The sequence below is a fragment of the Pontiella sulfatireligans genome (assembly GCF_900890705.1).
Classification (GTDB): domain Bacteria; phylum Verrucomicrobiota; class Kiritimatiellia; order Kiritimatiellales; family Pontiellaceae; genus Pontiella; species Pontiella sulfatireligans.
The window spans coordinates 2,064,983-2,086,110 of record NZ_CAAHFH010000001.1; the positions used below are offsets into that span (position 1 = coordinate 2,064,983).

9 protein-coding genes are annotated in these 21,128 nt (G+C 54.2%); all 9 read right to left on the reverse strand.

The genetic code is table 11. The annotated features are described in order from the left end of the window. Nucleotides 1-29 precede the first annotated feature (29 nt). The 9 genes from SCARR_RS06970 to SCARR_RS07010 all read right to left on the reverse strand — a co-directional run bounded on the left by SCARR_RS06970 (nucleotide 30) and on the right by SCARR_RS07010 (nucleotide 21,007). Nucleotides 30-1,595, reverse strand: coding sequence for a sulfatase (locus tag SCARR_RS06970; protein WP_136060778.1), 1,566 nt, complete (start codon nucleotides 1,593-1,595; stop codon nucleotides 30-32). A 57-nt stretch (nucleotides 1,596-1,652) separates the two neighbouring features. Beyond that, nucleotides 1,653-2,816 carry a glycoside hydrolase gene (locus SCARR_RS06975; protein ID WP_136060779.1) on the reverse strand — a complete coding sequence of 388 codons (1,164 nt, stop codon included), beginning with the start codon at nucleotides 2,814-2,816 and terminating at the stop codon, nucleotides 1,653-1,655. A gap of 101 nt (nucleotides 2,817-2,917) precedes the next feature. Continuing rightward, entirely contained in the window at nucleotides 2,918-5,959 is a 3,042-nt protein-coding gene (locus SCARR_RS06980; RefSeq protein WP_168433076.1) for a LamG-like jellyroll fold domain-containing protein, read from the reverse strand. Nucleotides 5,960-6,042: 83 nt separating this feature from the next. After that, on the reverse strand, nucleotides 6,043-9,588 hold the full coding sequence (locus SCARR_RS06985) for a sulfatase-like hydrolase/transferase (protein ID WP_136060781.1): 3,546 nt from the start codon (nucleotides 9,586-9,588) through the stop codon (nucleotides 6,043-6,045). Between the two features lie 38 nt (nucleotides 9,589-9,626). Beyond that, complete coding sequence (locus SCARR_RS06990) at nucleotides 9,627-11,792, reverse strand: alpha-L-fucosidase (protein ID WP_222846208.1); 2,166 nt, start codon at nucleotides 11,790-11,792, stop codon at nucleotides 9,627-9,629. A gap of 275 nt (nucleotides 11,793-12,067) precedes the next feature. Further along, complete coding sequence (locus SCARR_RS06995; RefSeq protein ID WP_136060783.1) at nucleotides 12,068-13,891, reverse strand: sulfatase-like hydrolase/transferase; 1,824 nt, start codon at nucleotides 13,889-13,891, stop codon at nucleotides 12,068-12,070. 105 nt (nucleotides 13,892-13,996) lie between these two features. Next, nucleotides 13,997-15,682: a LamG domain-containing protein gene (locus SCARR_RS07000; RefSeq protein ID WP_168433077.1), complete on the reverse strand. Its 1,686-nt coding sequence runs from the start codon at nucleotides 15,680-15,682 to the stop codon at nucleotides 13,997-13,999. 83 nt (nucleotides 15,683-15,765) lie between these two features. Next, nucleotides 15,766-18,762 (reverse strand): prolyl oligopeptidase family serine peptidase, encoded by a 2,997-nt coding sequence (locus SCARR_RS07005; protein ID WP_168433078.1) that lies wholly within the window; start codon nucleotides 18,760-18,762, stop codon nucleotides 15,766-15,768. Nucleotides 18,763-18,817: 55 nt separating this feature from the next. After that, nucleotides 18,818-21,007, reverse strand: a complete 2,190-nt coding sequence (locus SCARR_RS07010; protein ID WP_168433079.1) for a hypothetical protein — start codon at nucleotides 21,005-21,007, stop codon at nucleotides 18,818-18,820. Between the last annotated feature and the right edge of the window lie 121 nt (nucleotides 21,008-21,128).

A 21,128-nucleotide genomic window follows, 5' to 3' on the forward strand; every position in this document is an offset into this window, starting at 1 on the left:
CCTTCATATATCTTTCGTTTGCAGAATGCCTAGTCCGCGGCGGAGCTGCCCCACCAATCGGCATTGGGCTTCCAACCGGGTTCCAGATACCGGGCATGATCTTTTTCGAGGCCCTGTTGTTTTTTTGTGCGGGCATTTTCGACTTTTGCTTCGAATTTTTCTGTCGAGAAACGAGGGTCGGGTTTGGGCATAACGGCACCGGCATCGCTCAGCCAGGCATTGAGTTTGCTTTTCAGGTCAGCCGCCTTTTCAGGATACTTCGATGCCACATCAGCTTGCTCTCCAAGATCGTCGGAAAGATTGTAGAGCTCATAGCGCCCGTCCTCGTGGTAGTAAATCAGCTTCCAATCCTTGGAACGGATGATGGACGAGGGCTCACCGCCCTGATTGCCATAGTGCGGATAGTGCCAGAACAGATCGCGATCGGCAATGGTTCCGCCCTTGAGCACGGGCACAAGGCTAACGCCGTCAACGTGCTGCTTCGGCATCAGTGGCAGACCGGCCAGTTCGAGCATCGTCGGAAAAAAATCCATTCCGATTGCGGGCACCGGAGTAATCGACCCCGGTTTGGTCATGCCCGGCACTCGGATGTAATAGGGTTCACGAATGCCCCCTTCCCACTGGCGGCCCTTGCCCCCTCGGTATGGCAACAGGCTGGTCGCAAAAGCATCGCCCGAAGAAACGCCGCCGTTGTCGCCGGTAAAGATGACCACCGTGTTTTTATCGAGCCCTGTTTCCGTAAGTTTATCGAGCACAATGCCGACGGCATCATCGAGCGTCTCCATCATACCGGCATAAATCGGGTTGTCCTGTACCTGCCGCACCGGCAGCCGCCGATCGAACATAAAGCGCTCATCGTTATCATCCAGCCCCATCTTCTTCGCCTTCTCACGATATTTATTGCACAGCTCTTCAGTGGTCTGAACCGGGGCGTGCACAGCGTAGAAAGAAAGATAGGCGAGAAACGGCTTATCCTTGCTGGATTCAATAAAAGAGGCGGTTTCTTCGGCCAGACGCAAGGTCAGCGATTCGCCGGCGGGGCCGTTTTCGAGGCGAGGATTTTTCCACGGAGCGAAGAATCCACCCATGGGCGAACCCTTGCTCCATCCCCCCTTGTTGATTTCGAAGCCGTGGTCTTCCGGCCACGAACCTTCGTCGCCCAGATGCCACTTCCCGGCAAAAAACGTGGCGTAGCCTCCGGCGCGCAGCGCTTCCGCCATCGTCGTCTCGGAAGCAGGCAGGTTGTGAACATATTCGGTCGGCATGACAGGATCGCCCCGATTGTAGGCCATGCCGGACTTGGCGCCTATATATTGAGTGATGCCATGGCGAGGCGGTGCCGTACCCAGCATAATGCTGGCACGCGATGGGCTGCAAACCCGGCAGGCCGCATAGCCGTTTTCAAACCGCATGCCCGAATTCGCCAACACATCAATATTCGGCGTCTCGTAAAAAGTGCTGCCCTCCACGCCGATATCGCGAATTCCGAGATCATCTACAAGAATGAACACAAAATTTGGTCGCGCTGAAGCGAGAGCGACCGATCCCAATGCTAGAAACAACAGACCTGTGATTATGGATTTCTTTACGTTCATTGAACAAACTTCCTTTTGAGGGGCAGACCCTGATTCTCGTTGTGCAGCAGGCCGTCTTTATCGATTAATCTTAAAGGCAAACACATTGACGGTGCGCGGAGCAAGATCAACACGAAAACTGCTCCGAGTAAAAGGACTAAACGATCTAACTTTGCCTTCGGCGGGACCCCCATCCGCCCATTGCCGCCCTTCAACTTCTCCAACAATGCGGCCGGAGGCGAACTTGAAGCGAAGATCCTTCCACGCTTTGGACGGATCTAAATTAACCGCGTAAATCGTCAGCGTGTCATCCTGAAGAAATGCCCGGGTGTGCAGTTCCATTTCATCAACCGTTTCCGAGCCGTCGGGATCGATCACCTTAATCGGCCAGGCGTTGACAAGCGGCGCCGTGACCGCATGCATCAGATGGTTTCTCAATCCTTTTTTTGGATTCAGATCCCACCACATGAATGCATTCATCCCGTTATCCGTGCAATCCCAGAGCGCCAGATAGGCCTTGGTGGCGACCATAAACGGATCGTCGGCGGGTTTGGAATCCCAGTGCAGCTCAGTGTGCCATTTCTCGCGCTTACCGGCATATTTGAGATCAGACTTGAGGCGGTCGAGATGGCGCCATTCGGGGTAGTAGTGCCCCCCGAAAATATCCATGGTGTCGTCGCCCTCCTTTTCGAACCGTTTCATCCAGTCGTCGCGCCCCATGGCAAAATCTTCGTGCCCGATGATTTTGGGCATGTGCAACCCGCGCTTCTTCATCAGTCGGCGTAGTTCCTCCACAATCGAACGATGCTTGTCCGGCATAATATCGCCTTCGTTGAAGCGGCGTTCGTTATCAATGGCGAGCACATCAACCCTCAGTCCCTCCTTTTCCATGTATTCCAGATAATCGGTGACGAGAATCGCATATTTTTCGGGGATGACTCCATTACCGTCCTTGGTCCATTCGGGAAAGGATTCGGTTCCATCGAGTTTTTTACTGGCAAAAATGATCAGGTCCGGGCGGATTTTTTGGGCCAGCTTCAACCCGTCAGTCTCCCCTCTGTAGTACTCTTCCAACACCACCCCGGGTTCCGGATGAGCCGGCTTTTTTCCGGTACCGTAGATTGAGGTGCGAATGCCATGGAACCCATAATCCTCCAACAGCGTTTTCGCAAACCCGTTCTGGGAAAACTTCCTGGGAGCGGAAGGTGATTTGAAATCATAAAAGAAGCGGTTGATCTTCACCCCCTTCTCCTTTGGAAACACCACTACCTCGTCGTATGCATTCGCACTAACACACAGACCTAAAACTGTTATCGCAACTCTCAACATAATTGGCACCTTACTCACTCACTCACTTCAATTCGTACAAACTTGTTCGTCCCTTCGAGCGACAGGAGTACAGCCCATGTTTCGACATCGCCGCTTTCCCCGATTTTCGACGTTATCATGTCATCGGTTCGCCAATCAGGATCGGTCAAAGAACAGCTCCAGCTCGCGCCCACCGTATAGAAGCCGTTCAAACGCTGTTTATAGCTGGCAATGAAATAAGGGTCACTGATGGTCGGGGTCATGGCCGGCCGGTCTGCCACAAGAGGATCGGTCACCAACGTCCACTCGAGTTCGTTGCTTAGCGCATCCCCATCCGGATTCGCCACATCACCCGCAATGGCGGGATTTGCGGCATTGGCCCCAAACTCCTCGGCGCGCCACGCATCCATGGGGTGATCAATGATGGCAATGATTCCACTTGCGGATCCGGCGATGTAGTAATTAGTCGATGGGATCAGATCCAGGACAATGTGCTCTGTCCCTTCTTCGATAAGGTCGGCGACCGGCACGATGGCATTCGTTCCCATAACCAGCAGCGAAGGCAGTGCATCGTAATCATTTGTCGGCGTCGCAGTACTCCCGGCAAGATCATACTCAATCAGTGGCCAAGGTTCAGAACCCGTTTCAGCCGGGATAAAATCAATAATAAGCGGCCCATCGAAAGCGGCCGTAGTTTCTGGGATGCTGGAGGACGGTTTACGGAAAAGAAACCCCAGCTCTCTTCCAATCATAGGGGAATTGGTCGGTACGGTGTAGTCGATGCCCCATTGCATCCACTGGCCATCACCGGGTACAGCGGTCACATTGAAGTTTACCGTCACCGCTGGATCAAGATAGTGCAGCAGCGAGTTGACGGAAGCATTCATGTCGGGCAGCACCGGGTTGACCGGATCGGTAGCGGTGAGGCCGACGTGGTTTCCGGCGACAGGAAGATTGGTATCGCCCGCCGAGCAAAACAGCACGTTGGTATCGGCGTCGCCGACGTAGAAGCTCACGGTGTAGGTGCCCGCCTCGACCAGCAGGTTGTCAAGTTGTGGCTTGTTCATGCCGCGCCACCAGCTTCCGGTCGTGGTCTTGAAATACTGGCTTCCTGCGTTTGGAGGCAATGCCGGATCGCTCGCCGTTGCGGTGGCCATATTACGTTTTGTCGTCCCGTTATAGCCGGGCAGCCATGATCCGTCATCTTCAACCAGATCTATATAGGGGTAGTCCGAGCCAGCTGGACATTGCGTCAATGCAACAAAGCTTTCGACTGGCCCCCTTTCCTCGGCATTGCCTCCCACATCCAGCAGAACAGATGGAGCATAAAGATTGGAGACATCGTTGGACTGCAGCGCACGGTCATAAAATTTGACTTCGTCCAGCAGCCCCGCAAAACCACCCAGCACGAGGCTGGTTTCGCTCAGCGCTGCGCCCGCACCGTTGCCATAGGCTTCGAGACGGCCATCAACATAGAGCCGCATTTCGCCGACGGCCACCGTGCGTTCGGCAGCCACATGATGCCACCGTCCGTCGTTGATTGGCTTGAACGAAGTGACCGAATTCGTGCCAATGGAAAAGACCACGTTCGAAGCCGCCAAATCCACGGTCAGCTCATCGCCCGCAATCAGGGCACCGCTGGAGACATCAGTCTTCAGCCAGAAGGCGGCGAGCAGATCATCGAACGAGGCAAAAGGAATACCGATGGTGCCGGATGCCGCGAAGCCGGCGCGCCCTGCCGGATAGGACACGCCACCGATTTCTGTGCCGTGCAATGCATTGGGCGAAATGTCATCGGCATCGCCTTCGAACGGATAATGCGAAAATAAGCCGCCGGGCGCATACGTGAAGGTGAACGAGCTGATAGAGCGGTCCGGCAGCGTGAACTCAAAGGATTGGCCATCCAGCGGAACCATTGCTGAAACCGTTCCCGACGTCTGATTCGTGCTCGTCCACTGCTGCGCCGAAACATGGCCGAGGATGCGGCCACTGTCGATGCGGAAAACCATATTGGAATAATCAGAACCGGAATTGACGTTTAACGCATAGATGGTCAATTGGCTGCCCTTCAGAAAAGCGCGGGTTTGCAGTTTACCCAGCGTTGAAATTCCCGCCCCGTCAAAATCGTCCACGGCAAGAGCATGCGCCTGAGTGATCGGAACAGAGCAGGCCTTCATCAGGCTTCCCCGGAATCCTGTACGAGAATAACTCCACCACATGAACCCGTTCATTCCATTGTCAATACAATCCCACAAAGCGCAGATGGCCTGTTCGGCTTCGTCCATATCATCATTTTCCGCTTTGGTGTCCCAATGCAGCTCGGTGTGCCACTTTTCGCGGGACCCCGCCCATCCAAGATCCGACTGCAGATTGGCCAGCGGGCGGGAATTGGGATAGTAGTGCGTACCAAAGAGATCGAGCCGGTCGCCCCAACCATTATTCATCAGATTGGCCATCCAGCTGTTGCGGTTCGGCTGGAAGTCTTCGTGGCCGATGATCAGCGGCATGGGAAAACCGCGTGCCGTAGAAAGCGCCTGGAGTTCATCAACAATATCCTTGTGGCGGCTCGGAGTGATGTTGCCTTCGTTGTATTGCCGTTCGTTGTCGATGCCTAGCACATCGATTTCGATGCCTTGTGTGGCCATGTATTCAATATAGTCCGCCAGCATTTCGGCGTAGGGCGTGGCCAGAACGCCGCTCCCATCCTTCGTCCAGTCCGGAAAGGAATCGTCGCCATTGAGTTTTTTGCTGGCGAAAACAATCAGGTCGGGATTTCGCTCTTTTGCCCGCAGGATGGTATTCACATGCCCCGTGTAATAGGAACTGATTACGACCCCGTTGGTCGGGTGTGCAGGCTGGTTAATATTGCCCCAGATCGGCGTGCGGATACCGTTCAAGCCGTCGTCGATAAACAGATCATCCAACGCGCCGTTACTGGGATTGGGATTGTTTCCTGATTTATAATCCTTAAAGAATTTATCAATGAAAACACCTTTATTCTCCGGGGATACGACTACATCTCCGGACGTGGCAGCATGTGCAACGCCCGAAACGGTAAGACATAGTGCAATTATCATGAGTTTCTTCATATAATCTTTAACGTTCGTGAGGGCTTAGGAATGACATGCCACAGCACTTATTCTCTCTGGGATGAATGCTCCTATTCAAACACGGAGGAGTAGAAGCGCTGGTCGGGCAATGGATATTCCAGCGGAAAGCTGGTTTCGACCGTTTCCCATCCGCCGTAGCCCGGCAGTATGGATTCCTTCAAGACAGGGGCATTGATCCAGCCGTTGGTTAAACTGTCCGTTTGCTTGTAGACCCAGCCTTGCTTCGCACCGCTTTGTCGGGTCTGGATCAATTGCTGGCTTCCAACCTTTGGATCAACCACCAGTTTCGCCAACGCCACTTGCGCGGCCACTCCGTGCAGGCGGAAGCTGCCGAACTCGGCGGTTCCGACCGGCGACTGGCAGCGCACCTGCGCCACGTTCGACATCCCGGCTGGCGACGAAAGCTGAACAATAGTCCCGCCAACATCCACATGGCTCAGCCCATTCGGTTCCCAAACCAATGTAGCCGTCCATGCTCCATCGGCGTCGGGAACAGGCAACGCACCGGATGTGCCGTTCAGCCGGAAGGTTCCCGTTGCTTCATCAATTTCCAAAGTCAGGAAAACAGTTGCGCTATCATCCGTCAGGGCAAAGCTCCCCTGCTCCCCGGCATCAAGTTTCATGCGGAGCGTGATGCCGATCGCATTAGACTGCGCCACAGCCAGCGGCGTCCAGGTGGCCATTCCTTCGTCGAGAATGAAACCCACGGTTCCCTTTGCCAGCTTTTGGTCGCCATCGGCCAGCGCCACTTCGTCCGTCGCCCGGAAGTTTTCAAAACCGACATCGTGGCAGTAGGGATCGTCCATCATATTGGCGAGCTGCGCGAACATTTCTGGCTCGGTCAATACCAGATTAATCGATTCCTGGCGGTTTGCGGTCAGGTTGTAGAGTTCATAGGTATCGGTTGCATCCGTCTTCGAACGCAGGCGGCGCAGTTTCCAATCGCCGTAGCGCAGTGCGCGCTCCCAATAGTTTCCGCTCGCCCATTCCCAATAGAGCGGCCATGGGTCGAGCGATGCCGATGCGCAGCCCGTCAGCAGCGAGGCAAATGAGTGCCCTGTGAGGTTCCGATGGTTGGAACCGCCGCAAAGTTCCGCCAGCGTTGGATACAGATCATCCATCGCGGTCGGATGGTCGATGGTTTCGTTGGCCGGAATCAGTGCCGGCGACCATGCGATCAGCGGAACGCGGATGCCGCCCTCGTGCAGAATCCACTTATTGCCGTTTAAGTCGCCCACAAGCATCAGAGATGGATCATCCGCCCAAACCGCATCCGCCCCGTTGTCGGACGTGAACAGAATGATTGTGTTGTCAGCTATACCCTTTTCATTGAGCATCGTGATCAATCGCCCCATGTCGTGATCGATGGACGTGGTTTGAGAAGCGCGGATCGACTGGTCGCCGCCGAGGCCGGAACCGGAATAGAAGGCGTCAATCATGCTGCGCACCGAGGTGTCTGCGAGAAGACCGTCGCCATCGTCGAGATCGTCCGGATGTGCGCTTTCCTGCAGTGGCCCGTGCGGATGAATGGGATTCCAATAGGCAAAAAACGCCTCGTTGGTATGATCTTGAATGAAACAGAACAGCTCCTGTGTGATGAGATCGTGCGAATGAAGATTCCCACGGTTCGCTTCAAGGCTGCCGTTCATGATTCCCGAATTTCCAGACCCTGGAAAATCCAGTGCTTGGTCGCAGTGCTTCCATGCAGTTACTGGATTATAGAAGACCGGATCAAGATCGCGCCACATGTAGCGGTGATAGTGGCGGTGGCCTTCCTGATGATCCACGATGCCGAAAAAGCGATGGAACCCGCCCTGCGTCGGCATGCCCCCGTTGCCGGCGTCGCCGACACCCCACTTGCCGAACACTCCGGTATTATATCCGGCATCGCGAAGCATGGTGGCGAGAGTCTGGTCGCCGGGGCGCAGACGCACATTCCACGAGCGCAACGCGGCGCGCCCCGTGTGCTGCCCCATCAAAATGGAATAGCGCGTCGGCGCGCAGACGCAGCCACTGGCATAGAAACTGGTAAAGCGGAGCCCTTCCGTCGCCATCTGATCGAGTACGGGCGTCTGCACGGCCGTATTGCCATAGCACCCCAGCTCGCCCCAGCCGGCATCGTCCGCCATAACCAGAATAATATTTGGCGCACTCGGCTGGCTTTCCGGATTAAGCGGATCGGTGCCGCGCAGCACTTCGCCGCCATCTAGGAAACGATCGCCATCGGAATTCGGGTTGAGAGGATCGGTTCCGGCTGCGAGTTCGTCGGGATCGGCCAGCCCGTCGCCATCGGCATCAGTCTTGAGCGGATCGGGATCTACACCGTCCAGGAGCGTATCGCCGTCGGTGTCCGGATTCGAAGGGTCGGTGCCTGCCCAATATTCACCCAACAGACCCAAGCCGTCACCATCCTCGGCACCTGCCCAGTTGGCTTTCCAAATATCGTCCATGCCGTCGTCATCGGCGTCGCGATGAACATTGATGACAAAACCACCGTTGGTCGGCGATACCGCCAGCGCACCGTCAGCAGAAATCATAGGCAGGTAATAATCGGTCACCTGATTGAATGTGGCCTGTGTAAATTCAATGGAGACGCCTTCGCCTTTCATGGTGACGACCGCATTGTCGAGCGCCTCAGTGACACTGCGCAAAACGGCTTTTCCTGTCCCGCTCATATGCAGTTCAAGCTGCCGTAGCCAATCGATTTCCAGCGTACCGCCGGAAAGATGGAACGGATTGCGGTCATTACGCGCATTCACACCACCCACGATGCCGCCCCCGCCCTGCCCCTTCATTTTTCCACCGGTCATAACGATGTGGAACTGGTAGAGATTCAGGTTTACGCCGAATCCGCCGCCCCCCACGTTGCCGGATGGAATATAGAGCCCGGCCGGAGCCTTCTTCGTGCTGCTCCAATTATCCGTTGACTGAGTGCCCGCTGTATCGGGATCCGTATCCCAGTTTGCGCCCTGATAAAGCGAAACGCCATCGCCGTCGCCCGTCCATTCATAGAAACAGGGTTCAAGGATGGTGTCCGAACCGGTATCGATCAGCCGATAGTTTTTGTTCCTGACCGGTTGGATTCCAAACACCGAAACGCGCAGGTTGGCCAGCGCCTCAACAGCGGCGGGTTCCAACCCTTGGAAAACCACCGAACAGTCCAGCGAGCCGAGATCGATCCACGCATCGCGCAGCGGGGAGTTCGTATTACGCAGCACCAGCGAGGCATCGCCTTCCAGCCCGCACATCACGTCTTCGAGATAGTCGGCCTCGACCGAGCCACCTTCAAGAATCATTCCGGCGCGACGGTCGGAGGTATCTCCATCAGCGGAAATCCCTTCCGCAACCAGCGAGCCGGATGAAATGCGCAGACGCTGAGCGCCTAGATAAATATTGGAAACCGCAACCGGCGCACCGCCCGCAATCCAAAGATCATTTGTCGCCGGAGAGGGGAAGGAAGATGGTGCAGGATCCCAGTTCAACGGATTGTCAAACGTGGTGCCATCGTCCGCACCCGTCCATAACCATTCTTCCGCATGAGCCGAAGCAAAGGCGGAAACCAAAACAACGATTAAGCTGATTCTATTAATTTGCATATTTAAGGTATGTCCTGGTTTAGACCTCTACGTAATGCCTATTTGATGCACTCGGCGGAAAGCTCCTGAAAAGCGGTGTTTTCGCCGCCGCCTTTTTCAGTAATCGGTGAAACGGCCCAAATAATCCAGCGGAACTCACCAAGCGGCTTTCCGGCAGAGGCCCGCAGAGAGGCTGCCGTGAACGGCGCCTTGGCTTCTCCGGTCGTATCGATCAGGCCGAGCGGTGTAAACCGGTTCAGATCCCACCCCGGATCGGCCGTTGCGTTGCATCCGTAAAGGGTCAGCTTTTGAGCCCCGCGGAATCCCTTCATATTATGAGACCAGCTGGTAATGGCCGAAACCGATTTCACCGAACCCAAATCCATTTTATAGGCTCCATTTTGAATACCGTTTCCAAACACTGGACCAAACTTCGCGGCCACTTTTCCATCCGTTAGTGACGCTAGTGGATCGTTGCCGGTTTTCTGGTTCGCGGTGACCTTCGCGCCCGAAGCGGACGGAGGAAGAAACTTCTGAAAACCATCGGCATTCGATGCGGTTTCGACCACGACCGTTGAGCCCGGAACGGCGCGTATCTTCGTTGTATCATGTCCTTCTAAATCGACCTCTTTCGTGCCTTGCAAGGCCTTGGTCGCGTTGTGTTGGATCACGTTCGGGTGGTGCTGTTCCTCATCGGTCACAATCTCGAAAGACCAGGCATGGTCACTCTGACCAAGATCCGCAGGTGGCGTGATTCTTAAACCTTGGGGCGTCATCTGCCAAACCACGCTGGCATCTGATCCGAGCAGGCGAACGGATTTAATCTTCTCCGCACCCCACGCTGCCGTGCCTGTAATGACGAATGGCGCGTCAGGCTTTTTGAACCTGATCGCATAGAGGTTTTTCCCATGTGTCGTGAAAGCCAATCGCGCATTTTTCTGCTCGCTCGCCTTCCAGTAGCGGGATCCGTAAATGGCTTCGCCGTTGACCTTCAGCCAGCTCTTCATCGCCAGCAAACGTTCCATTTGAGGCTCCGGAATGGTCCCGTCCGGCTTAGGCCCAATATTCACGAGAAAGTTCCCGTTGCGGCTGATCACCTCGACCATCTCGTGGATGATGCTCGGGATCGACTTGTACGTATCGTTCTCCAAATATCCGAACGACGTTCCAAAGGTCGTGCAGCTTTCCCATTTTGGGCCGATCACTTTGAGCTTGAGGTTGTCTTTCTCCAAACAACCCACTCCATCCGGCCAGTTGCGGTTGCCGCCCTTGTTGTTGACGTAAACTTCCGCCCCCCGCGCCGCACCGTCGTTCATGAAATCGGTGATCATGAGCCGGCACTGATCGTAGAAATACTGAACTTCAGGTTTCGCCTGGCCAGCCAGCACCTTGTTTCCATCACGGGTCCAGATCGGGATATCATCTATCCACAGGAAATCCGGCTGATACTTCGTCTGAATCTCTTTCCAACGAGCCACATAATCATCGACAAACGCCGTGGAGATTCCGAACGGACCATAGAGAGAGGCCGCCTCGGGAACACGCCTGATCTCTTCGGCAATATCATCCTGAGGCTCCACATTCACAACGTAGAGTTTCTTTCCGAAGAATGAGGCGTGACGTTCACGATGATAGGACGGCGCATATTTAAGCCCCTGCTTCTTCAGGGCTTTTCCCAGATCGCCCACGAGATCCCGCTTCGGGCCCTTGTCCATTGCATTCCAAGGAGTGAGATCTGAATCCCAGTTTGCCCAGCCATCATGATGTTCAGCCGTCATAACGCAATACTTGAACCCGACATCCGCAAAGAGCTTCGCCCACGCCTCGGGATCCCAGTTTTCCGCTTTGAACTCCGGAATAATATCTTTGTAGCCGAACTCCGGCGGTGTCGCTCCCCAGCGCTCCTTCAAATAGGGGTAGTAATGGTCCCGCCCGGAATAGATTTGCTTGGGGACGTGCTCGGCATAACCCCGTCCTCCCTGGCGATACCCGATGGCACTGTAAGGCCCCCAATGGATAAAGATGCCGATTTTCCCGTCATCAAACCATGCCGGAACCGGCATCTTCTGCAACGACTCCCAACTCCCGTCATAGGGCTCGCCCGCTGCCGTCAAGCCATTGATCTGACTGGCACTCTTGATGTCGCAACCCCGATCCGTGATCAGTACGCCGCGGATTTCCGGATCGATCTCCACCGTTTCTGCCGGTGCTGCGGCATAGATCAAGTGAGTTCCGAGTAACAATAAACCTGAAAGACCAATCCATTTCATATTCTAACCGTCCCCGTCGTTCGAGCGCTTTACCCTGAACACACTTATTTTGTTGCATCCATCGGAACCGACACCGCAATCGTATCCGAATCTCCATTCAATCCGATTGAACTCTCAGATATTCCGTCTCCGTCAAAGTGCCACTTGGGTTTGGTCAGCGACTACGTCCATCTGGCGCACATCTGTATATTTTCACGGTCGCGACGCTCTTCTGTTCCCGATGCGGAGGCTTAGTGTTTTTCTGCAAAGACCTTCACACCTTTCAGGTGGAAATATTCCGGCTCAGAATTCACCAAACCGATTTTCACATAACGAGCCTGTTTCGGCTGGTGAAGATCCACCAACCACTGGCGTTCGGCCTTGTCGGTCTTGAATACCTGCTGCCAGTTTTTCCCATCCGTGGAAATCCAGACATGAAGATTGCGGGTTCGCCCGGCATGGCCATCGGGTCGGTTCAGGATTTCGAGTCCCACCACAGGTTGCGCCTGTTTGAGATCAATAATCACCCACGGCGCCTTTTCCGCATCGGTGTGAAACGACTGCTTGCCCTCCATCGTCGTCAGCAGCGTATGGTTGTGCGGCACACCCCATTCAGCGGACAACGAACTATGCGACACCGTGCCGTCGCGCGAAACCCATTTCCAATCGGACGGCACCTTAGCAAAAACCTGCTTCTCATTTGCAATGCCGGAAGCGTTACGGGCGGCGTCCACATTAAACATACGGTCGGGGAATGATTTATCCCACAACGGGCTGGGTTCATGCGAATCGTTCATAGCCTGACGGATGCGCTCCACCACCTCGGGGTATTCGTTCGCCAGATCCTTTTGCTCGCCTTCATCGGCGGTCAGATCGTAAAGCTCGATTTTCTGTCCTTTGCGCCGATCCACGACCACGCCTTTCCACTTGCCCATGCGCACCCCCTGATTCGGCACACGCTCGTAAAGTTCCCAATAGAGATAGTCGTGCTTTTGCGGCTGCGGCCTGCCCAGCAAGCTTGGCAGCATGGAGATTCCGTCCGTATCCCCACGCACCGGTTCGCCCGTCAGCTCGGAAAACGTCGACAGCATATCCCAGAATGCGGACATGTGGTCGCTGACCGTTCCCGCCCGGATGGTTCCGGGCCAATAGGCAAACATCGGCGACCGCACCCCGCCCTCGTACATGCTGCGCTTAATGCCGCGTAATTCGCCGGAGGTGTTGAAGAATTTTTCGGAACCCTGTTCGCCGTGCGCACCATTGTCGCTGTTGAAAATGACCAAGGTGTTTTCGGAAAGCTTTAACTTTTCAAGCTGTTGCATCAAGCGGCCCACATCACGATCCATGCGCGAAGTCATCGCGGCGTGTATCTTCATTTTTTCCGGCCAATCCTTATCGGCATACTGACCGAGATCCGGAACCTGATATTTGGTGTGAGGTATCGTATAAGCCAGATAGAGGAAAAACGGACGGGTCTTATTTTCGGAGACAAACTTGAGCGCTTCCTCTGTCATCAGGTCGTGACTATAGACCTTGCCGCCGAGCTGCACCTTCTCTTCGTTGCGCCAGAGGAATGCAGGATAATAGTTGTGTGCCCGGCGCTGGTCGGCATAGCCGAAGAAATAATCGAACCCCTGTTTGGTCGGGAATCCGTAGTTCAGCGTACCGTCCGGCTTTTCGCCGCCCAGCCCCCATTTTCCGATACACGCGGTTTTGTATCCCGCCCGCTGCATCAGCTTGCCCAGTGTCTCCGAGTCGGCCGGAATGGGGGTTTGTCCATTGGGATAGCCCGGGCTGTTGGCTCGAATATAGCCATGCCCCGGATGCTTTCCGGTCATCAATGAACCGCGTGAAGGCGCGCAGACCGAGCTACCGCAATAGTGTGCTGTAAAACGCATGCCTTTGGCAGCCAAAGCATCCAGCTGTGGCGTCTGGATCATCTCCTGCCCGTTGTAGCCTACTTCGCCGCAACCGAGATCATCGCACAAAACATAAACTATGTTCGGCTTATGCGCATTGCCCATGGCCGCAAGGCTCAAGGCACAGAAAATGGCCAACCATTCGAATTGTTTCATTTTTAAATCCACTCCGTATTTTGCAGGGCACTGCCGATAGCTCATCCGATATTTAAACTCCCCGACAGCCCTTAATGTGACGCCTAGCATGGGTAAAAAACGCTGCTATTTCCAAACTTCCAGCCTGTAAAACTGGTTTGTTTTTCCCGAATCCATGGGGATAGCAATTTGCAGCTCCCCCCCGTTGCCGGGAACAATTCTGGATGCGTCCTTCCAATCCGAGTTAACCAGATCGTCCGCCCCTTGGATCCGATAATTATGCCCAAGGAAAGAATCAACGACCGAGAACGTGATGGTCTGGCCGCCAAAACCATCGTCTACTATTCCGCCCGAACTGATCTCCAGTTCATAGGTTCCTGCCACATATGGATAGCTCTGATACAGGTTACTCACGTCATTCGTCGACAACGCATAGTTATAAAGGCGAACGTCATCCACACGGCCGTCGTAAAAAGTCCCATTCATTTCCGTTCCAATGGCCGCCGAAATGATCCCTGCCGGAACTTTCGTTTTTCCCGTACCGGAATGCCAGGGTTCCCCGTTCACATAAACCTTCATGCTTCCCACGGCCGCATTCTTTGTAAACACCCAATGATTCCATGCATTCATAAACAGGTTCGATGCAGCCGTTTTGCTGATGCGATCATATCCATTGCCGTTCCCGACATCCCAATAGACCTTGGAATCGCTCCATGGCAGGTGAATATTGATGATGCGATTCCCCGAGGCATCCTCTGCATAAAAAACTGAATCGTCAGACGGTTGATTCGTGCCGCCAAACACCCACATGGCAACGGTGACCTCATCGCGAATGGTTCCGAAAGCCGCTGCGGGAATGGTGACCAGCGCATTGCTTCCATTCAGCAGCAATGCGTTTCCATCCATACCGTCAGTCCACGCAGCATTGGTCGTCACGCCATCAAACCCACTGCCGGAATCATCCGGAACGGTGATACCCGATTCCTCGTTCATCGACCAATTCGCCACAAGACCAGGTGTTGATTTCAAATATAAAGCCATCTGAGTCTGGTTAGCCGAACTTACAGAACCATCGGTCAAACTGATGCCTTTCCATGAATCGTATAGCACCAAACCATCCACCTCATTTGCGATAGCAGCTTCCAAACGAGTTCCTGTTCCGTACTTATCATAATGATTCACTTCGGAATCCCAAACGGGCAAATTCGCCGCATCGGCCAAAGCAATGAATGTTGACCAGGAGCTGTGATGGAAACCCAAATTATGGGTTGTAGCGACGGCAATATAGTCTCTCATGTCGGTATTGTTTAACACCTGAATACTTGCAGGAATCCCCCACACACCAGGCCCGACCTGCTCTGCCCCATTCAAATTAGTATGCAGCGTGGAATAAATGGTATTCATCTGATCAGCACTCCAAACCGCTCCAGCCTGTCCATCTTCATTGAATGCATTAATCCACTTGCATGGATATTCTGCCGCAAAATCCTGAATCCTATTGATCAGCGTTTGAGTGGCTACTGGATCATCCTTAACAGGATAACGATCACCGCCTAAAACGCCACAGGCGATTCGGTGGCCTCCACTCGATTGGGCCGGATTGGCAAAAACCAGGAATCCCTGAGCCACGGCTTGTTGATAAAAATAATCGAACATGGGTTTATTAGGATCAAGTCCTGTTGCAAAGATCGGCACGCGAATCCCATTCACCCCCATTTTCTGAAACCCAACCAGAAGATTGTTACACTGCGCCTCCGTAGAAATCTTATTTTGAATAAATGCCTGCTTAACATCACCCAGCACATAATCCATATCGTTCGTGTAGATCGACCCGAACGAACTCACGGCCATGGCAACTACGGTGATGCAGATAGACCTTGTTATACACGTTTGCATCATTGCCTTATGATCTTGAGACGAATGAACCGGTTGGTGGTTCCAAGGATTGGAACGTCGTTGGTGACCGACTCAAAGACATCGTCGATCGCACCCGCGCCGCTTTCGGTATAGCCGGTGCTTTTCCAGTCGTTGGAAATCAGGTTGTCGGTCAGCTCCAGGGAATAGGTAATACCGCTGTCAGCCGCCGTACGGCGGGGATAGATGTATTGCATCGCCTCCCCGTTTGTTCCGAAGGTTGGCAGCATTCCGGTATCCAGCGAATTGGTTGGATTACCGCCCAACCCATACTCATAGAGGTTGCTCAAATCATCGTTGTCATCGTTTCCGCCTTCTCCTTCAGAAAGATTAAACGACCGTGCCCAGTTTCCATACCCAAGGTTGAAAACCCGATTGAGATGTTTTGTACACGCATACAGGGTTGGCAAATGCATCGCACGACCCGGGTTAAAAAAGGCGTGGACTTCATCACGATAAATCAGGGCCGATGCGTTTCCTCCGGCCAGCTGGATCTTGTCCCTATACCGCTCGCTTTGCTGATGCTCAATCGTCGTATCGGCGGACCCGTGCAGCAGCAAGGTATCGGGCGGATTTGCCCGAATATTAAGCGCTGCGGAATTCGCCGTATAGCTCGGCACATTTTGCTCGAAGCTGGTTCCGCCGCCGAATGACCACGTACCGGTGCGGGTCACAAAGTCGTACAGACCATTAAAGCCGATATAGCAGCTGATGTTGGTATTGAGCTGTGAGACCAGCGCGGACGTCGGTGTTCCGGCCGACCCGCCATAGAGCCCCATCCGGGAGATGTCGATGCCATAGGTGTCTGCATGAGCGATCACATACTCAACGGCCAGACCGATATCGGTAACGGCCTTTGAGAAGGTTCCCTCGGAATTACTCGAACTGCGCCATGCAACGTCTGCCACCGCAACGCCCAGCTTTTCACTCAAATAATCACCCATCATCCCCTCGCCAACCGCAGAGCGCTCCCATGTGCCGGAGTTCCCGCCCGACCACCCGCCACCGTTGACCCAGAACATGACCGGGCATGGCTCATCGGTGGCCGGAACAAACAGCTTGAGCGGAAGAATATGCTCATCCCCGTTGTCGTGATAAACGATCGACATCGGATCAATCAACGTGGTGGTAACCGGATAGGTCACCCCGTTTTCGATGATGAAGGCGTAGGTTTTACGACTCGACGTTGCATAGGCGGTTCCCCCGGCCGAAACCACGGCATTAGGAATCTCAACCATGACCAGGTCACCGGGTTCAAACGCCGGGTCCGCCGTAAAGGCAAACACAGTATCGCCCGCCGAAGCCGTCCACTGCCCCGTGGCACGCACCCAGTCACTGTTTTCCGGAAGACCGTCAAGACCTCCTATGCCGACCACGACATTCGTGACGCTTGCGGGGTTCATCGCAATATTAAACGTCACTTCAACGGAGGTGTCCGCCGGCACGTCATAACCGGAGGGCGAAAAGCTGTTCACCGTGATCGCCTGCTCTTCGGCTACGGCATATTTCGCCGATAGCTCGCCCCAAACCGCCTCCCGTTCGAGGTCGGAAAGCGCCCGGCCATAAATGCGGATTTCCGCCACGTCGCACTCAACCGCCTGATTGAAGGCCAACGATTGCCAGCCGCAAAACATGCCAATGGAAATATCAACGCTGCTCGGGCTCGGTGTAAAGGGACTTGTTCCGAGCGTCGCTGGATTTTCGAGCAGGCTACTGAACAGTTCCATGGTTCCGGTTCCGTCGCCCTCGTTGGAATAGCGACCGTTGAGCAGCACAAAATCATCGCCAAGCAGGGCTGTTCCGCCCGCCACATCGTTCCAGGCTCCATTGCCGACCAGAAAGTGATACGAGCCGTCCGACTGCGCACGCAAGTTCCAGCCGTTCTTGTAACTCGAACCGGTCTGGAAGTTGCCGACAAAACCACCGGTGCCGGCGAAGCTTCCGCCTGTTGTCCGACCCACATAAAACACAGTCACTTCGTCCTCAAAAAGCGCATTCCCTGCGGTGTTGGTCAGCGTCAGAATATCGTCTACGCCGTCGAAATGAATGACTTGATGGCCCGGCCAGGCTTCATACAAAAGCGCAGGGCGCTTGGAGACCGTAGTTTGCACTGCATCGAAGGTACCCTGTGCGGCCAGATTCGTCCAGACGGCCACACGTTCATCAACCAACCCGAGTCCCTGGCTGGCATCCAGCCAGATGTCCGGAAGGAGATCCGCCCCGGCGACAGACTGAATGGTGAGGTTGTCGAAATACGCCCCAGAAGCGGAACTTTCGCCGGTTAACTTAATGTAAGCGAGTTCCGAATGGATTCCACCGCCGTAGGTCGGCAGTGTGGTGGTTTGGGCCGTAGTGGTTCCGTCCTGCTTGACCGTGTAAAGAGACCAGCCCCATGAGGAGACGGTAATTTCGAAATGCGCGTCTTTGGTGGAGAGAAGCCCATCGGTAGGGTTGGTGTCCGCGCCAAACCAATAGCTGCCGGGACTCACGCCTGCAGCAATCAGGTTGGAGGTGAAAGCATAGGCCCCGTATTGGTCGGCATATCCGGGACGCTGGCGGTCGGCACCGCCGTTTCCAAATTCATCCAGATCCGCCATGACAAATTGAAAGATCATGTTGTCGCCGGAATCATAGCCGGTCACATAGTGGCTTTTCGCTCCATTGTTGCGCCACCACACCACATCCAGCGACACCACCGCCGATTGACCGCCGGCGAGCGATACCGCAGACATCGGCGTCCACGTAATATCCGTGGCTGCAGCCCCGTCTGAGGTTGGATCGGCCAGCAGCACCTGACTGCCCAGCGTCGCATCCGGCCCCGCGGTTACCGCCGTCTGGACATTGTAGCCCGCGTTATACGTAATCGTGCCGGTATTCGCGTTCGTCCCCGACTCAAAGTCCGCTTCGAAGAGAACAGCGCCCCAGGTACTCGCTCCCACAGCCAGCAACAACAAACCTATAATATAAATCCGTTTCATATGTTCCTTTAAGGGATCACGTTCGACACGACTCCCCATGTTTCAGTGTTCAATTTTATTGTTCAACCCGTAGACGTATAAATTTATAATCCAGATCACAGGAAAGGAGCACAGCTACGGTTTCGACTTCTCCTTCGCCTCCGATGACCACTTCAGTGAGCCCGGTTGTTCCCCAGCTCGGGGCCGGCAGTTCGGGCGAAAATTCAGCATAGACGCTAACGCCATCGATGACACGACGGGTGTAGGTGATGATCCAGTTTGGATCATCAAACGACATCGAGGTGATCGGCGAATCGGAGACCAGTGGATCGGTGGCCAGAATCCATTCCAGCCCGTTGGCATTCGCATCGCCATCCGGATTGCCTTCTGCGGAGGCATCCGTTCCGCCCGCAGCTCCGGCAAACATATCGAGCCCCCATAGTTCGTAAGGGGTATATTCATGCTCCTGCACAAGAATGTTGTCAATGGCCACATCGGAAACATGCCAATACCCCTCTTTGGCCCGGAAGCGGATGGTTACTTCATCATTTCCGGCATAGGCCGAGAGATCAGCCACCGCATTCGACCAAGCGCTTTCGCTATTGGTGTGCACCGGCCCCGAACCCATCCAGACATTGGAAGTCCAGCTGGTGCCATCGGACACGTCGACGGCCAGATAATCGATGTTTACTCCATACATGTGGTAGTCGAATATCAGTTCCGGATGAGTAGCCGTGCTGAAATCGAAAATGCTTTCAATCTGCGCAATCTTGTGGTGGCCGTTGTAATCATCATTCCCCTCAATGTACAGATACCCTGTTCCATCCGAAGCGGCGCTGGGGCCTGTGTTGGTGGTCGGGGTGTAGCCGCTCCAACGCGTCCAGTCGAAATCATCGTCCGCGGACTGCGTCCACGCGCCGAATCCGCTTTCGAAGCTCTCGGCATACGGCACCCCGGGAGTACCGATATTAAAGATGTAGCAGTTCAGGCTTTCCGCAGGAATGGATGCAACAAAACTACTGCCTGAAGCCGGATGCGAACTTGCCGATCCTGTGATACTCGTATCCGCAGTCCAAAAGCTCCCGTTCACGGATCCACTGATCGCTGATGCGTCCAATGCGATCGGGACGGAGTTGAAGGAGTTTGTGCCTTCATTGATAACCCAGAGGACAATTTGATCATTCTTTCGAAAGGCCATGGTGTGAACATCGCTCATCGACTCAACATCGGACGTAATGTAGGTGCTGTCCACCGCATGATTGGCGAACAGTTTCATGATGTAATATCCACGCTTCCGTACCCCGGTTCCTCCTGAGGGGCAGTAGATCGGCCGGGTTTCCCGGTTTATGCCGCGCGACCAGATTTCGAACATCATCTCCCCTTTTATCCCGGCGGCATACATTTCGCACTTACCCACGTAGGCACCTATGGGCTTTGAAATTTCGGGTTCTTCGCCATAGGTCGGGCCACCGCCACCGTGGCTGCTTTCATCATTGTAGACCGATTTGCTCAGAGCTGCTGCCTTTGATTCAACGGTCATCCAGTATGAAAGACCCTGGTTTTGATAATCATGGCAACTGAAGGACCAATAGAGATCTTCCGTTCCCAAACTCGCGACATCTTCGATATAGCTGATGCAGCCACTTAGATTCCAGAATCCCTGATCACTGATTAAGGGCACGGCAACGCCGCGTGCGTTTAGTTCACTGTTGAGTTTGATAATCACGTCTTTGGCAACCGCCGCCGGAAAATAAGCTTTCCATTCCTTGGCGATGCACATCATGTCGACGGGAACTCCCTGCTGACTCATGTATTCCACATAGTCGGCCAGGAAAATTCCATATTTGTCCGTATCGACTACTTTGGTGGAATAGTTGCAAAACCAGTCAGGCAGATTGTTGTTGTCGCCATACCCATCGTAATCAGACCGCAAGGTGGCAAAAAAACGGATGTCTGAATTGACTGCTTTAATCTGTTGCATGGTCGCCACTTGCTTGTCATAGAAGGCCCAGTTTTTAGTGCCTTCCTCCAGCTCCTGGTTCTTATCATATTGTACGCGACATGTATTAAAGGCAATGTCGCCAAATCCCCACTGAATCATCTCAGCTTTGTTCGATGCATTCTGGATGGCCTTGGAGCTTCGCTCCATGTCCCCCCCCATCATATCAATGACTTGCCGGTAATTAGTTGGGTTAACGGTGATCGACTGCCCCCAGCCCAGTGACGCCCCCATCAACAAGGCCGCCACCCATATGGAACGCCTCATGAGACTCCTTTTCGGCTCTTGCAACAGCATGAAAGCGACAGCCCGGAGAAAGAATCTTCCCGGAGCGTCTCAACACGCCCAAAAACCGATTGTCTCTTTCCTTCTATCATATCGTTCACGA